General features: G+C 69.6%; 15 protein-coding genes. 7 read left to right on the top strand and 8 right to left on the bottom strand.

The window, feature by feature from the left end:
• Positions 1-49 precede the first annotated feature (49 nt).
• Positions 50-1,462, top strand: coding sequence for an APC family permease (locus ACFYRH_RS25795; protein ID WP_387780301.1), 1,413 nt, complete (start codon positions 50-52; stop codon positions 1,460-1,462).
• On the opposite strand, the gene ACFYRH_RS25790 is transcribed toward ACFYRH_RS25795, so the two are convergent.
• The gene (locus ACFYRH_RS25790; RefSeq protein ID WP_387780298.1) at positions 1,404-2,603 is read right to left on the bottom strand and encodes a Cmx/CmrA family chloramphenicol efflux MFS transporter; all 1,200 of its coding nucleotides are present in this window, start codon (positions 2,601-2,603) and stop codon (positions 1,404-1,406) included. The two genes, ACFYRH_RS25795 and ACFYRH_RS25790, sit on opposite strands and share 59 nt — an antisense overlap.
• 109 nt (positions 2,604-2,712) lie before the next feature.
• On the opposite strand from ACFYRH_RS25790, the gene ACFYRH_RS25785 reads away from it, so the two are divergent.
• A complete protein-coding gene (locus ACFYRH_RS25785) occupies positions 2,713-3,330 on the top strand; it encodes a rhomboid family intramembrane serine protease (RefSeq protein WP_387780295.1) in 618 nt (205 codons plus the stop codon).
• A gap of 1 nt (position 3,331) precedes the next feature.
• Here the strand turns inward: ACFYRH_RS25785 and ACFYRH_RS25780 are convergent, their stop codons facing one another.
• A complete protein-coding gene (locus ACFYRH_RS25780) occupies positions 3,332-4,252 on the bottom strand; it encodes a threonine/serine dehydratase (RefSeq protein WP_387780292.1) in 921 nt (306 codons plus the stop codon).
• A 50-nt stretch (positions 4,253-4,302) separates the two neighbouring features.
• On the opposite strand from ACFYRH_RS25780, the gene ACFYRH_RS25775 reads away from it, so the two are divergent.
• Entirely contained in the window at positions 4,303-6,186 is a 1,884-nt protein-coding gene (locus tag ACFYRH_RS25775) for a propionyl-CoA synthetase (protein WP_387780289.1), read from the top strand.
• Here the strand turns inward: ACFYRH_RS25775 and ACFYRH_RS25770 are convergent.
• The gene (locus ACFYRH_RS25770) at positions 6,154-6,936 is read right to left on the bottom strand and encodes an alpha/beta fold hydrolase (protein ID WP_387780286.1); all 783 of its coding nucleotides are present in this window, start codon (positions 6,934-6,936) and stop codon (positions 6,154-6,156) included. The two genes, ACFYRH_RS25775 and ACFYRH_RS25770, sit on opposite strands and share 33 nt — an antisense overlap.
• 43 nt (positions 6,937-6,979) lie before the next feature.
• Between ACFYRH_RS25770 and ACFYRH_RS25765 the strand changes: the two genes are divergently transcribed.
• Together ACFYRH_RS25765 and ACFYRH_RS25760 are read left to right on the top strand one after the other, a co-directional pair.
• Positions 6,980-7,630 (top strand): SDR family oxidoreductase, encoded by a 651-nt coding sequence (locus tag ACFYRH_RS25765; protein ID WP_387780283.1) that lies wholly within the window; start codon positions 6,980-6,982, stop codon positions 7,628-7,630.
• A 38-nt stretch (positions 7,631-7,668) separates the two neighbouring features.
• Positions 7,669-8,100, top strand: a complete 432-nt coding sequence (locus ACFYRH_RS25760) for an OsmC family protein (protein ID WP_387780280.1) — start codon at positions 7,669-7,671, stop codon at positions 8,098-8,100.
• Between the two features lie 67 nt (positions 8,101-8,167).
• On the opposite strand, the gene ACFYRH_RS25755 is transcribed toward ACFYRH_RS25760, so the two are convergent.
• Genes ACFYRH_RS25755 through ACFYRH_RS25745 form a run of 3 tightly spaced genes read right to left on the bottom strand, consistent with a single transcriptional unit; the run spans position 8,168 to position 10,272 of the window.
• A complete protein-coding gene (locus tag ACFYRH_RS25755; RefSeq protein ID WP_387780277.1) occupies positions 8,168-8,944 on the bottom strand; it encodes a sugar nucleotide-binding protein in 777 nt (258 codons plus the stop codon).
• Positions 8,941-9,792 carry a hypothetical protein gene (locus ACFYRH_RS25750; protein ID WP_387780274.1) on the bottom strand — a complete coding sequence of 284 codons (852 nt, stop codon included), beginning with the start codon at positions 9,790-9,792 and terminating at the stop codon, positions 8,941-8,943. The genes ACFYRH_RS25755 and ACFYRH_RS25750 overlap by 4 nt, the downstream gene beginning before the upstream one ends.
• Positions 9,793-9,810: 18 nt before the next feature.
• Positions 9,811-10,272 carry an Lrp/AsnC family transcriptional regulator gene (locus ACFYRH_RS25745; protein WP_387780271.1) on the bottom strand — a complete coding sequence of 154 codons (462 nt, stop codon included), beginning with the start codon at positions 10,270-10,272 and terminating at the stop codon, positions 9,811-9,813.
• A 93-nt stretch (positions 10,273-10,365) separates the two neighbouring features.
• On the opposite strand from ACFYRH_RS25745, the gene ACFYRH_RS25740 reads away from it, so the two are divergent.
• Both ACFYRH_RS25740 and ACFYRH_RS25735 read left to right on the top strand, forming a co-directional pair.
• Entirely contained in the window at positions 10,366-11,214 is an 849-nt protein-coding gene (locus ACFYRH_RS25740) for an LLM class flavin-dependent oxidoreductase (protein WP_387780268.1), read from the top strand.
• Positions 11,211-11,636 carry a nucleoside deaminase gene (locus ACFYRH_RS25735; RefSeq protein WP_387780265.1) on the top strand — a complete coding sequence of 142 codons (426 nt, stop codon included), beginning with the start codon at positions 11,211-11,213 and terminating at the stop codon, positions 11,634-11,636. Before ACFYRH_RS25740 ends, ACFYRH_RS25735 begins: the two co-directional genes overlap by 4 nt.
• Positions 11,637-11,670: 34 nt before the next feature.
• Here ACFYRH_RS25735 and ACFYRH_RS25730 read toward each other — a convergent pair whose 3' ends face one another.
• Together ACFYRH_RS25730 and ACFYRH_RS25725 are read right to left on the bottom strand one after the other, a co-directional pair.
• Entirely contained in the window at positions 11,671-12,678 is a 1,008-nt protein-coding gene (locus tag ACFYRH_RS25730) for a toxin-antitoxin system, toxin component (protein WP_387780262.1), read from the bottom strand.
• 66 nt (positions 12,679-12,744) lie between these two features.
• Positions 12,745-13,683: a helix-turn-helix transcriptional regulator gene (locus tag ACFYRH_RS25725; protein ID WP_387780259.1), complete on the bottom strand. Its 939-nt coding sequence runs from the start codon at positions 13,681-13,683 to the stop codon at positions 12,745-12,747.
• Positions 13,684-13,685 lie beyond the last annotated feature (2 nt).

The raw sequence follows: 13,685 nt of genomic DNA, 5'->3' as shown, positions 1-13,685 counted from the left end.
GGCTCTCAGATGCGACGATGGTGTGACGCACCGATGCCAGGGAGGCACGATGAGTGAGGCCGCTGCTGTCGCGCCGGGCACCGGCGAGCGCCCCGAACTGAAACGGGTGATGGGGCCCGGGCTGCTGCTGTTGTTCGTGGTCGGCGACATCCTCGGAACCGGCGTGTACGCGCTCACCGGGAAGGTCGCGGGGGAGGTCGGCGGCGCGGTGTGGCTGCCGTTCCTGTGTGCGTTCGTGGTCGCGATGCTGACCGCGACGAGTTACCTCGAACTGGTGACGAAGTACCCGAAGGCCGGTGGTGCGGCGGTCTACACGCACAAGGCGTTCGGGATCCACTTCCTCACGTTCCTGCTGACGTTCGCGGTGATGTGCTCCGGCCTGACCTCGGCATCCAGTGCGTCGAAGGCGTTCGCGGCGAACTTCTTCTCGGCCGTACACATCGACCCGGACCGTGGCGCGCTGCTGATGATCACCGCGCTCGGCTTCATGACCTTGATCGCGCTGGTGAACCTGCGCGGCGTCGGCGAGAGCGTGAAGGCGAACGTCGTCCTGACCTGCGTCGAGCTGAGCGGTCTGCTGATCGTGATCGGGATCGGTGCCTGGGCGCTGCTCAGCGGCGACGGCGACACCTCCCGGCTGACCGACTTCCATGTCCCGGAGGGCGAGTCGTCGTTCCATGCGGTGACGGCCGCGACCGCCCTGGCGTTCTTCGCGATGGTCGGGTTCGAGGACTCGGTGAACATGGCCGAGGAGACCAAGGACCCGGTGCGGATCTTCCCGCGGATGATGCTGATCGGCCTGAGCATCACCGGTGTCATCTACGTCGCGGTCGCGATCTCCGCGGTCGCGCTGGTCTCGCCCGACGACCTGAACGAGGGCGCCACGCCGTTGCTGAAGGTCGTGCAGGCCGGTGCGCCGGGGTTCCCGCTCGAGGTGTTCGCGTGGATCACGATGTTCGCGGTCGCCAACTCGGCGCTGATCAACATGCTGATGGCGAGCCGGCTGCTCTACGGGATGTCGCACGAGAAGGTGCTGCCCGGCCCGCTCGGCCGCGTGCTGCACAAGCGCAGGACGCCGTACGTCGCGATTCTGTTCACCACGCTGCTCGCCTTCTTCCTGATCGGGTACGCCGACCTCGCGGCCCTCGGTGGTACGACGGCGTTCCTGCTGCTGTGCGTCTTCGCGATCGTGAACGTCGCGGTGCTGGTGCTGCGCCGGGACCACGTCGAGCACAAGCACTTCCACGCCCCGACGGCGCTGCCGGTCCTCGGCATCGTGCTGTGCGTTTATCTGGCCAGCCCGTTGTCCGGGCGGGACTCGGCCGACTACAAGATCGCCGGGTGGCTGATGGTCGTCGGCGTCGTGCTCTGGGCGATCACGTGGCTGCTGAACAAGTACGTGTTCAAGCGGAAGGCCGACTTCGATCCGTCGCATCTCGATCCGCAGGGCCCGGTGAACTGACCGGCCAGAACGCCGCGAACAGGACGGTCGCGAGGGCCAGCGCTCCGATGACGACGGCGATCCAGCCGAGCGCCGGGTAGCCCGCGCCGGCGTCGATGGCCAGGCCACCGAGCCACGGACCGACCGTGATGCCGACGTTGAACGCCGAGAAGTTGGTCGCGGTGGCCAGCGTGGAGCGGTCGCCGGCCAGGCTGAACACGCGTGCGTTGAGCGCCGGGTTGGCCGCGAAACCGCAGCCGCCGAGCAGCACGATCACGCTGATCGCCACCACGGGGGTGGTCGCGGTCAGCGCCAGTACGGCCGAGAGCGCGATCAGGCCGGCGATGCTGACGAACAACGTGCGGAACGGCAGCGCATCGGCGTACCGGCCGCCGAGAGTGATCCCGATGAAGGACCCGAGTCCGTAGAGCGCGAGTACGCCGGGCACTGCGCCGACCGGCAGCTTCGTCGACTGGATCAGCAGCGGAGCGAGGTAACTGAACACCACCAGGATCGCCGCGGTCACCAGCGCCGTGGTGCCGAACGCGAGCCAGAGCCGGGCGTTGACCAGCGCCCGCAACTCACGGACGAGGTCGGGAGTGTTCTCCGGGCCCGGTCGCGCGCCAGGCACGGTCGCCAGTACGCCGACCATGGCGAGTAGGCACAGCCCGGCCACGGTCCAGAAGGCCGACTGCCATCCGAGGCGCTGCCCTAGCACGGTGCCGAGCGGGAGACCGACGATGGTCGCGATCGTCAGCCCGCCGGTGACGATGCTCATCGCCCGCGCGCGGCGGTCGGACCGGACCAGGGTCACGACCGTCACGGCCGCGACCGACCAGAACCCGGCGTACACGAAGGCGCCGACGATCCGGGTGGCCAGCAGTACGCCGTAGCTCGTGGTGAGGGCGCCCGCCACATGGGTCAGCGCGAAGATCGCGAGGAAGACGAGCAACGCCGTACGCCGGGACCAGGTGAGCGTGGCGACCGCGAGGACCGGTGCGCCGACGAGCATGCCTACCGCGAACGCCGAGATCAGCAGGCCGGCCTGGGGGATCGTGACATGCAGGTCCGCGGCCAGCTCGGGGAGCAGCCCGGCGAGCATCAGCTCGGAGGTGCCCTGGGCGAAGATACTCAGCCCCAGGACGTACACAGCGATCGGCATCGTTCCCCCTCACTCGACGAGTGCCACGCGCAGTATCTCAGAGATTACTTTCCGCTGCCGCCGCGCCCGTCACGGGCTGAGACTTGGGGGAGTGCGGCATGGTTGAGACATGAGCTCGGGGATGCCGGCGAAGCGGTCGGGGCGGAGTGTGGACACCGCCAAGATCAGCAGTGGGCTGAAGCTGCTCGTCGCGCTGGTCGGGCTGATGTGGCTGAGCGAGGTCATCGACACCGCGACGAACGGCGCGCTCGACCAGTACGGGATCATCTCGCGCGAGCCGCGCGGCCTGCTCGGCATCCTGACGGCGCCGTTCCTGCACCTCGGGTTCGGTCACCTGATCTCGAACACGTTGCCGCTGGTCACGCTCGGAGCGCTGATCGCCGTGAGCGGCGCGTCCCGCCTGTTCGCGGTGACCGCGATCGTCGTGGTGATCGGCGGCTTCGGGACCTGGCTGGTCTCACCACCGAACACCATCACGATCGGCGCCAGCGGCCTGGTCTTCGGGTACGCGTCGTACCTCGTCCTCCGCGGACTGTTCAACCGGCGACTCGGGCAGGTGCTGCTCGGGATCGTGGTGATCATGGTCTGGGGCAGTGCGCTGCTCGGCGGGCTGCTGCCGCAGGACGGGATCTCGTGGCAGGGTCACGTGTGCGGCGGCATCGCCGGCATCATCGCGGCCTGGGTGCTGGCCGACGACCGCCAGCAGCGCGTCAAACAGGCCGGCTAGGTCAGATGAGCGTGCTCGGGTCCGTGTTCGCCCCGCAGACGACCACGACGACCCGCTCACCGGCCGCCGGCCGATAGGCCCCCGAGAGCAACGCGGCGTACGCCGTCGCGCCACCGTGCTCGGCCGCGAGGTGATGATCGCGCCACAGCTCGGTGCGCGCGGCAACGATCGCCGGGTCGTCGACCAGCACACTCCGGACGCCGTACCGCTGAGCGGCCGCGAAGGCGAGCTCGCCGATCCGGCGGGCACCGAGCGAGTCGGCCGCCACGCCACTGACCGCGGCGTCGGTGGGTGCCCCGGTTTCGAGCGCGTGGTGCAGGGTCGGTGCGAGCGCCGGCTCGACGCTGACGACCTGGGCGTTGTCCCCGATCGCGGTCGCGATACCGGCGATCAGACCGCCACCACCGACCGCGACGAGCACGGTGTCGAACGTGCCGGCCTGCTCGAGCAGTTCGAGCCCGACAGTGCCCTGACCTGCGACGATCTCCGGCTGGTCGTAGGCGTGCACCAGCAGCGCGTCGGTCTCGTCCCGCGCCGCCAACGCTGCCTGGTACGCCTCGGCGTACTCGTTCCCGGCCTGGACGATGGTCGCGTCCAGCGTCCTCAGCTTGCCGAGCTTCGCGGCCGGCGTGGTGACCGGGACGAAGATCCGCGCCGGTACGCCGAGTTCGCGGGCAGCGTACGCCGCGGCGAGACCGTGATTGCCTCCGGACGCGGCGACGATGCCCTGTGCGGTCAGCTCGCCACGCTCCTTCGCGCCGAGCAGCCGGTTGAAGGCACCGCGTGGCTTGAACGAGCCCGTGTGCTGGAGCAGTTCCAGCTTGAACGTGAGCTCGGGCGCGACCTGGATGACCGGCGTACGCCGTACCCGGCCGGCGATCCGCTCCGCGGCGCGCTGCACGTCGTCGAGACTTACCGTCATGCCCCAACCCTGCCACGATGGGGGCAAGCGGACGGACGGGAGGCCTGACCATGGGCGCGTACGAGGACGGCTACCGGCGAAGCCTGGACGACCCGCACGGGTTCTGGCTCGAGGCGGCCGAGGCGATCTCCTGGAGCCGGCCGCCGGCACAGGCGCTGGACGCGACCGACGCCCCGATCTTCCACTGGTTCCCGGACGGGGTGCTGAACACGTCGTACAACGCCCTCGACCGGCACATCGAGGCGGGCGACGGCGACCGGGCCGCGCTGATCTACGACTCGCCGGTCACCGGAACGGGCCGGAGCTACACCTACGCGCAACTGCGCGACGAGGTGGCGACCTTCGCCGGGGCGCTCGCCTCACTGGGCGTCGGCAAGGGCGACCGCGTGATCGTCTACCTGCCGATGATCCCGGAAGCGGTTGTCGCGATGCTCGCCTGCGCGCGGCTCGGCGCGATCCACTCGGTCGTCTTCGGCGGCTTCGCGCCACGTGAGCTCGCGGCCCGGATCGACGACGCCGAGCCGAAGGTGATCGTGGCCGCGTCCTGCGGGATCGAGCCGACGCGGATCGTCGAGTACAAGCCGATCATCGACGAAGCGCTGACCATCGCACGTCATCAGCCCGAGCACACAGTCGTCCTGCAACGCGAACAGGCCGAGGCGCGGCTGGGTGAGCGCGACCTGGACTGGACCGCGCTGGTCGCCGACGCCGCGCCGGTCGAGCCGGTGCAGGTCGCCGCGACCGACCCGCTCTACATCCTCTACACCTCGGGTACGACGGGGAAGCCGAAGGGCGTCGTCCGCGACAACGGCGGTCACGCGGTCGCGCTGGCCTGGACCATGCGCAATGTGTACGACATCGGCCCGGGCGATGTGTGGTGGACGGCGTCGGACGTCGGCTGGGTCGTCGGCCACTCGTACATCGTCTACGCGCCGCTCCTGGTCGGTGCGACCACCGTGCTCTACGAAGGCAAGCCGGTCGGTACGCCGGACGCGGGCGCCTTCTGGCGGGTGATCTCGGAGCACGGTGTGAAGGCGTTGTTCACCGCGCCGACGGCGTTCCGGGCGATCAAGAAGGTCGATCCGGAGGCCGGCGAGCTGGCGAAGTACCCGATGGACACGTTCCGGACGTTGTTCCTGGCGGGGGAGCGGCTCGACCCGGAGACGTACCACTGGGCGCACGGGCATCTCGGCGTACCGGTGGTGGATCACTGGTGGCAGACCGAGACGGGCTGGCCGATCGCGGCGAACCCGCGCGGGCTGGAGCCGCTGCCGACCAAGCCGGGGTCGGCGACGGTACCGATGCCGGGGTGGGACGTGCAGATCCTGGACATGTACGGCAAGGAACTGCAGCCGCACGAGGAAGGTGCGATCACGATCAAGCTGCCGCTGCCGCCCGGCGCGCTGCCGACATTGTGGGGCGACGACCAGCGCTACATCGACAGCTACCTGAAGGAGTACGACGGCTACTACCTGACCGGGGACGGCGGGTTCATCGACGACGACGGCTACATCTTCGTGATGGGCCGCACCGACGACGTGATCAACGTGGCCGGGCACCGGTTGTCGACCGGTTCGATCGAGGCGGTCGTCGCGGCGAACCCGGCGGTCGCGGAGTGTGCGGTGATCGGCGTGCACGACCCGTTGAAGGGCCAGCTGCCGCGCGCGTTCGTCGTACTGAAGGCCGGCGCGACAGTCTCCGAGGAGACGCTCCAGGAGGAACTGGTGGCCGCGGTACGCCGGGAGATCGGTCCGGTCGCCGCCTTCCGGGACGTGTCGGTGGTGGACGCGTTGCCGAAGACCCGGTCGGGCAAGATCCTTCGCCGTACGATGCGCGGGATCGCCGACGGCCGCGACGAACCGGTGCCCTCGACCATCGAGGACGCCGGCGTGTTGGACGCCCTACGCCCGGTCCTGCGCGCCCAGGAAGGCTAGCGCCGCGGGGCTCGCCACCGACCGGAACTCGTGGAAGTAGGCGTGCCGGGCGCCCGCGATCACCTCGACCCGGGCTCCCGGGATCCGCTCGGCGAGCAACTGCGCGTTCGCGGCGGGGCTGAAGATGTCGTCGCCGCCGTGCAGGACGAGCGTCGGCGCCGTGATGCCTGGCAGTCCGTCCCACGCGTCGTGCCGGTTGCTCGCGACCAGATGCCGACCCTTCGCGTACGCCGGCATGCTCGCGTCACCGAGGACGTGGTACGGACCGGGGTTCCGGGCGAGCCAGTCGGGGGTGTACATCAGCTCGAGCAGCACCCGGTCGGTCTTGGCCGGGTCCGCCAGAGCCCTGCGGATCGCCTGGCTGCGTTCGTGCCCGTGCGCCGCGCCCGGTGAGGTGCAGCCCAGGATCAGCGCGCCGACCCGCTCGGGATGGTTGATCGCCAGCCATTGCGCGACCCGCCCGCCCATCGACGTGCCGTAGATGTGCGCCCGGTCCAGCCCGAGGTCGTCGAGGACGGCGACCACGTCGTCCGCGAAGCCGGCGGTCGTGTAGACCTCGTCCGGCTTGCCGCTGTCCCCGGTGCCGCGCCAGTCGAGCGTGATCGTGCGGTACGTCGCGGCGAAGTCTGCCCGGATCGGATCCCACCAGGTGTGGTTGTTCGACTGACCGGCGAGCAGCACGACTGGTTGCCCTTCGCCCCGAACCTGATAGGCGATTCTCGTTCCGTCGGATGCTGTCGCTTGGGGCATGGGGAAGAGTCTGCCTGCTGGCGTCCGGAGTTATGGTGCAGGTATGCGAGTCGTGATTGCTGGTGGACACGGAAAGATCGCGTTGCGGCTGACCAAGCTGCTGAGCGCCGACGGGCACGCAGTGGTCGGGCTGGTGCGCAACCCGGACCACGAGGCCGACATCGCGGCGGCTGGTGGCGAGGCGGCGGTGCTTGACCTGGAGAAGGCCGACGCCGCCGCGGTGGCCGCGGTACTCGCCGGCGCGGACGTCGCGATCTTCGCGGCCGGTGCCGGCCCGGGGAGCGGGAAGGCGCGCAAGGACACGGTCGATCGTGGCGCGGCCGTGCTGTTCGCCGACGCTGCCGAGCAGGCCGGCGTACGGCGGCACATCCAGGTCAGCTCGATGGGCGCGGACCGGGCCGACTCGCTCACCGACGACGAGACGTTCACGATCTACCTGAAGGCCAAGTGGGCCGCCGAGGAGGACCTGCGGGCTCGTGACCTGGACTGGACCGTCCTGCGGCCCGGCAGCCTGACCGACGACCCCGGGACCGGCAAGGTGTACCTCGCCGACAAGACCGGTAACGGCCGGATCAGCCGCGACGACGTCGCGCTGGTGCTGGCCGGCCTCTGCGACGCTCCGGCCGCGATCGGCCGGACCCTCGAACTCGTTGCCGGTGACACGCCGGTGGACGAGGCCATCGACAACCTCTGAAGTTGCCAAAAGCAACAGAATGTGACGGATAGCTGAACATGGCTGACACCCTCCGCCAGGTGACCTTCGAGCGCCTGGCCAACAGCAGCTACGAGGTACGGAACGCCCGTGGCGGCAGCATCCGGATCGGTTCCGGCGGCGCGGACACCGACTTCACCCCGGTCGAGCTGCTGCTGGCCGCGATCGGCACCTGCTCGGCGATCGACGTCGACATCGTCGTCAGCCGCCGCGCCGAGCCGTCCGAGTTCAGCGCCGTCGTGCGCGGCGACAAGGTCCGGGACGCCGAGGAGGGCAACCGGATGGAGAACCTGGCGGTCGAGTTCACCGTGCGGTTCCCCGAGGGCGAGGACGGCGACAAGGCCCGCGAGGCGCTGCCGCGAGCGGTCAAGATGTCCCACGACCGCCTCTGCACGGTCAGCCGCACCGTCGAGCTGGGCACCCCAGTCACGACGACCGTCAACGACGCCTGACTCCCTTCCCGCCATCGCGCTGACCGGGGAGTTCTGCCTGTCGATTCAGGGGCAGAAGCTTCCCCGGTCAGGGCTGGAGGAACTGGCTGGCGGGGCGAAGCCGGGTGGTCAGGACGGCCTGGGTTTCGCGGGTGTCGAGGCGGATGTCCGACGGCGTGCCCGGTGTGGAAGCAAGTCTGTCCGGGTCGAGGCCGTCGCGGATCGCGATCAGGCGGCCCAGCTCGAGGCGGCTGAGCGCTTCCGGGCCGGCGACGTGGGTGACACCGATGACGTCGGAGGCGAGGAGTTCGAGCAGCGCCGACGCCAGGTCCGTGACATGGATCGGGCAGCGGATGTTTGCGGTGTAGAACGCACCGGGTTCGCCGGCCGACAACCGGCGTACCCGCTGCTCTTCTTCCGAGCGGCCGTCGGAACCGATGATGAGTGACGTCCGCGCGATGACGGCGGCCGGCATGACAGCGCGGATGGCGGTCTCGGCCGCCGCCTTCGCCGCGCCGTACGGCGTGGTCGGACACGGTAGCTCGTGTTCGGTGTACGGCGTCTCGCGCGGACCGAAGACCGCGTCGGTCGACACGAACACCAGCCGCGCACCGTCGGCTTCCAGCGCGACGTTGACCGCACCCGAAGCGGTCGTCGCCCAATCGTCCTGCCGGTATGCCGTGTGGATGATGCCGTCCGGACGCACCGCGCGAATCAGGTCGCGCACCTGGTCTCGGCGCCGTACGTCGAGCCGTACGCCACCGGGGACCGCTTGCGAGTGGTACGCGGGCACGACGTCATGATCGGACAGGCGCAGGAGCTCGCGCCCCAGGAGTCCGGTGGCCCCAGTGACGAGCAACCTCACCCGACAACTTTATGGCGTTCGAGCCGCCACCCGGCAGTGCGCGTGGCGCGCTTCACCTCGGCGACCGTCCGCACCTTTCGCGGCGACTTCCACGACTGCGACGGCTTGTGGAACATCCACCCGCCTCCGATCGTCAACGCCGCATGCTCCACCTGACGCTCCAGGTTCCGCCAGACAAAGACAGTCCCCGGTACGTCGTCCCGCCCGCCGCGCCCGACCGGTTCAGTGTGGTCGGCGAGCCAGGCCTCGAACGGCTCCCGCACCATCCACACCGACTCGGCGCCCTCGACCCCGCACCCGGCCATCACCGTCCCGAAGCAGTTCGGCCCGCTCCCGTTCGCGAACGTGCCCGCGAGCTCCCGCACCCGCGGAAACCTGGCCGGCCACTCCAGCACCTCCGCGTGCCGACTCGGCCCCATGTCCACGCTCACGATCTGCGGAAGGATCAGCTCCGGCTGCTGGAGCAACGACTTCCACCACACGAACCGATGCCCGTCAGCCTGCTGCCGAATCTCCGACCCGACCACGCCGGACCACCGTCGCACCGTCGGCACCGATCCGCGCCCATGGTTCACCTGTGCCCGGACCAGCCCCGCCCGCGTCGCCCTGGGCAACTGCATGAAGTTGGCCTCGTTCAGCCAGACGGTCCGCGCGGCTTCGCTGTCGATCGCGTAGATCCAGTAGGTGTCGCGGTCCTCGCGCGTCGGCTCGCGCTCGTCGTCGGTCGGCAGGTCCCAGGTGGCGGCCTGCTTCTTCGTGACGAAGAACGGCTGCTCGTCCGGAGCCAGCCAATCCACCCAGCGGTCGAGTAGCTCGGGCCCGACGTCGATTCCCAGGACGGTCAGCATCGGGCCACGCTCTCATCCTCAGGCCCGATCGGTCACCGGCTTTTGCGGACCGCGGTACCGCTGCGTCTGTGAGTAGACCAGGTTGGTCGTCGTACTGCCGAAGTCGGTGAGCTCGTTGACGAGCTCCTCCAGGTGCGGCATCGACGCCGCGGCGACCTTCAGCGTGTAGCAGTCGTCGCCGGTCGTCCGGAGGCACTCGAGGATCTCGCGCCGTTCGGCGAGCAGCCGGTGCAGCGGCTCGTGCTTGTTGCCCGGGTACTTCAGCCGGACGACGGCCAGCACCGGGTAGCCGACCTTGGTCAGGTCGACCTCGGCGCGATACCCCGTGATCACGCCGATCGCCTCCAGCCGCCGGACCCGCTCGGTGGTCGCCGACGCGCTCAGGTTGACCCGCTTGCCGAGTTGCGTCAGCGACAGCCGGGCGTCGTCCTGGAGCTCGTTCAGGATGGCCCAGTCGGTCGAATCGAGAGTCTCGGTCATCTGGTCAATCTACCGGTGATTCCACGGCGCAGGGCGGCCTACGCCGGGAGGAATCTCTTCAACGGCCGGTGTTCGCCTGGATAGCCTGAGGCCATGGAACTTGGGGTGAACGTGCCGAACTTCGGCCCGGGGACGAATCCGGCGCGGCTGCGGGACTGGGCCCGCGTGGTCGAAGGACTCGGGTACGACCTGCTGATGGTCTCGGACCACGTGGTGATCACACCGGACGTCGCGGAGCAGTACCCGGCGCCGTTCTACGAGCCGTTCACGACGCTCAGCTGGCTGGCCGGCATCACCGAGCGGGTGCGGCTCGGAACGACGGTGCTGATCGCGCCGTACCGGCATCCGTTGCTGGTGGCACGGATGGCGGCGAACCTCGATCAGCTCAGCGGTGGCCGGCTGGTGCTCGGTGTCGCGGCCGGCTGGGCGCGGCGGGAGTTCGAGGCGCTCGGCCAGGATCATGCGCGACGCGGCCACCAGACGGACGAAGTACTCGCGGCGCTGCGAAACGCCTGGGCCGACACCGTGGACTACGGCGACGGGACGATCCCGATCTGGATCGGTGGGAGCAGCACGCCGGCGCTGCGCCGGACGGTCCGGTACGGCGACGCGTGGCATCCGCTGCGGCAGACTGTCACCCAGATGAGCGACGGTCTGGATCGGCTGCGGACGCTGGCGACCGAGCAGGGCCGGCCGGTGCCTGGGTTTGCGCCGCGGATCCTGCTGCGGCTGACCGATGACCCGCTGCCCGAGCAGGATCGCATCGCAGGGGAGGGGTCGGTCGAACAGGTGATCGCGGACCTCGACGTACTGCGGAAGCTCGGCGCGCAGAGCGTCGTACTCGATCCGTTCGCCGGCGACCCCGCCGAGACCGAACGGCCTGAAGTGGCCTGGCAGGCGCTGGCGACGATCGCCGCGCATCGAGGACTGGAGACGACGTGACACCTGAGGCAGAAGGATTCCTCCGCCGCGCGATCGCGCTGGCCGCGACCGCCCGGGCCGGCGGCAACCCGCCGTTCGGCTCCCTGCTGGTCGGGCCGGACGGGACCGTGCTGATCGAGGACCACAACACGACGCTGACCGAAGGCAACATCAGCTTCCACCCGGAGCTGAAGCTCGCCGTGTGGGCCGCCCAGCAGCTCTCCCCTGAGGTGGCGGCCGGCACGACCATGTACACCAGCTGCCAGCCGTGCGAGATGTGCACGGGCGCGCTGGCGAGGTCCGGCCTCGGGAAGGTCGTCTTCGCGCTGTCCGGCGAGCAGCTCGACGGGCTCAAGACCAGCGGCCACTTCGACGCCGTACCGCTGGAGGGACCGGCGCTGTACGACGAGGCGCGGGTGCCGGTGGACGGCTACTACAACTGATGTGCGGGGTCCCTCCGACGGGACCCCGCACTCGTCAGCGGACCGGGGTCAGGCAGAGCGTGTACTTCGTCGAACGGTGCTGATAGACGTACGAGGCCTCCGCGTCGTCACCGCACTGGCTGTCGTCGGTCGAGTCGTCGATCTTGTCGACGATCTTGTACTCGGCCTCCGACGACGTGCAGTCGACGACCTTCACGTCCGGGCTCGACGAGGTGCCCTTGTTCACGACACAGGCACCGATCTGGGCCTTGGACTCGGTCGAGTTCAGGTTGCCGATGACGAGCAGCGCGATGAACGCGATCGGCAGCAGCAGCATCAGGATCGCCGGGCGCTTGAACAGCGGCTTGCCCGGGTCCATCGGCCGGCCCGGACCCGGCTGCGGCTCGGGGAGGCTCTTGAACTTCTGCATCGGGCCGATGTTCATCAGCATCGTGATCGGGTTGATGATCGACGACCCGATACCCCACCAGCCCTGCCACAGGCTCTTCGACGTCATGTCCCGGACCGACGCCATGCCACAGGTACGGCAGAACGGACCCTGCAGCTTCAGGAAGCGCATCAGGATGATCAGCCCCTGGTGACCGCGGACCGTCGCCTCGACAGCCGGGTAGCCACCACAGAACCGGCAGACCATCTGGCCCTGCGGCGCGAAAGCCTGCTGACCGTGCGGCTGTCCCTGCGGGCCCTGGCCCGGGAACGTGGCGCCGTGCTGGTACTGGCCTTGAGCCTGCTGACCCGCGTACTGCGGAGCCTGCTGGTACTGGTCCTGGGGACGCTGCTGATACGACTGCTGACCGTACTGCTGACCGGGCTGCTCGGGCTGACCGTGCTGGCCGTGCTGACCGGGGTGCTGCTCACCGAACGGCTGCTGGTACGGCTGGCCGCCGTACTGCTGCTGACCGGGCTGACCCTGCTGGCTCGGCTGGTCCTGCTGGCCGGGCTGCTGGGTGTACTGCGGGAACGGCTGCTGCTGCGGGGGACCGTAGCCGGCCGGCTGACCGGAGTACGGGTTCTGCGGCGGCTGGGGAGGGGATGTGGTCACGAATATTTCCTGAGGCTTGATCGGGACTCGCTGAACCATCGCACCTTACTCACCCCGGTGGTCCATTCACGCGTAGCGGTCTGTCAATTCCCGGCCAAGACGCGCCAGCTCCGCCCGCACCGACGGCGGATCGACCACCTCGATCGAGCCACCCCATCCGGCCAGGTGCTGCGCGATCATCAACGGCGTCGGCGCGGTGACCTCGAGCCGGACCCGGTCGCCGTCGGTCCCGACGACCTCGCAGTTGCGGCCGAGCCGGTCCTGCATCACCCACACGAACCGCTCCTCCATCAGCACTGTTGCCGTCAGCCCCGATCGTCGCTGCTCCATCTCCGCGACGATCTCCGCCCACGCCGATGACAGATCGAAGCCGTCCGGTCGCTCGAAGGAATCACCGGTCCCGTCGGCCTCGACGACCCGGTCGATCCGGAACGTACGGCGGCCCTTCGTGGTCCAGGCCATCAGGTACCAGACCTCGTCCTTGTCCACGAGTCCGAGCGGATCGACGACGCGCTCCGAGGTCTCACGTCCCCGGCCCGAGTAGACCAATCGGACCCGTTCCCGGCGTACGACGGCGTCCTGAAGCCGACGTACCACCTCGGGGCGTTCCTGCACGTGCTCGCCCCAGCGGGCCGGGTCGATCACGACCGCCTCGGCCGCGGCCTCGGCGTCCTCGCGGAACGTGCCGGGCAGCGCGCGGACCAGCTTGCGGAGCGCGGCCTTCGCCTCGGGCGCGACCGCCGCGGCGGGTCCGACGAGCAGGAACAGCGCCTGCGCCTCGGTGGCCGTCAGACCGGTGAGATCGGTGCGGGCACCACCGACGAGCTGCCAGCCACCGTGGCGGCCGGGCTGTGGATAGACCGGGATACCGGCGGTCGACAACGCCTCGAGATCACGGCGCGCGGTGGCGACCGAGATCTCCAGCTCCGCCGCGACCTCGGCCGCGGTCACCCGGCCGCGGGCCTGCATCAGCAACAGCACCGCCACCAGTCGATCAGCCCGCATGC

The sequence above is a fragment of the Kribbella sp. NPDC004875 genome (assembly GCF_042873375.1).
In the GTDB taxonomy this organism is placed as follows: domain Bacteria; phylum Actinomycetota; class Actinomycetes; order Propionibacteriales; family Kribbellaceae; genus Kribbella.
Note: the sequence above shows the minus strand (reverse complement) of the source record. Positions and strands in the feature narration are given on the sequence as shown.

Bases quoted from the DNA above. Each gene is read 5' to 3' on its own strand.
- ACFYRH_RS25780 (WP_387780292.1), bottom strand. From the start codon at position 4,252: ATGACGGTAAGTCTCGACGACGTGCAGCGCGCCGCGGAGCGGATCGCC.
- ACFYRH_RS25795 (WP_387780301.1), top strand. From the start codon at position 50: ATGAGTGAGGCCGCTGCTGTCGCGCCGGGCACCGGCGAGCGCCCCGAA.
- ACFYRH_RS25790 (WP_387780298.1), bottom strand. From the start codon at position 2,603: ATGCCGATCGCTGTGTACGTCCTGGGGCTGAGTATCTTCGCCCAGGGC.
- ACFYRH_RS25785 (WP_387780295.1), top strand. From the start codon at position 2,713: ATGAGCTCGGGGATGCCGGCGAAGCGGTCGGGGCGGAGTGTGGACACC.
- ACFYRH_RS25760 (WP_387780280.1), top strand. From the start codon at position 7,669: ATGGCTGACACCCTCCGCCAGGTGACCTTCGAGCGCCTGGCCAACAGC.
- ACFYRH_RS25745 (WP_387780271.1), bottom strand. From the start codon at position 10,272: ATGACCGAGACTCTCGATTCGACCGACTGGGCCATCCTGAACGAGCTC.
- ACFYRH_RS25725 (WP_387780259.1), bottom strand. From the start codon at position 13,683: ATGCGGGCTGATCGACTGGTGGCGGTGCTGTTGCTGATGCAGGCCCGC.
- ACFYRH_RS25740 (WP_387780268.1), top strand. From the start codon at position 10,366: ATGGAACTTGGGGTGAACGTGCCGAACTTCGGCCCGGGGACGAATCCG.
- ACFYRH_RS25770 (WP_387780286.1), bottom strand. From the start codon at position 6,936: ATGCCCCAAGCGACAGCATCCGACGGAACGAGAATCGCCTATCAGGTT.
- ACFYRH_RS25765 (WP_387780283.1), top strand. From the start codon at position 6,980: ATGCGAGTCGTGATTGCTGGTGGACACGGAAAGATCGCGTTGCGGCTG.
- ACFYRH_RS25750 (WP_387780274.1), bottom strand. From the start codon at position 9,792: ATGCTGACCGTCCTGGGAATCGACGTCGGGCCCGAGCTACTCGACCGC.
- ACFYRH_RS25775 (WP_387780289.1), top strand. From the start codon at position 4,303: ATGGGCGCGTACGAGGACGGCTACCGGCGAAGCCTGGACGACCCGCAC.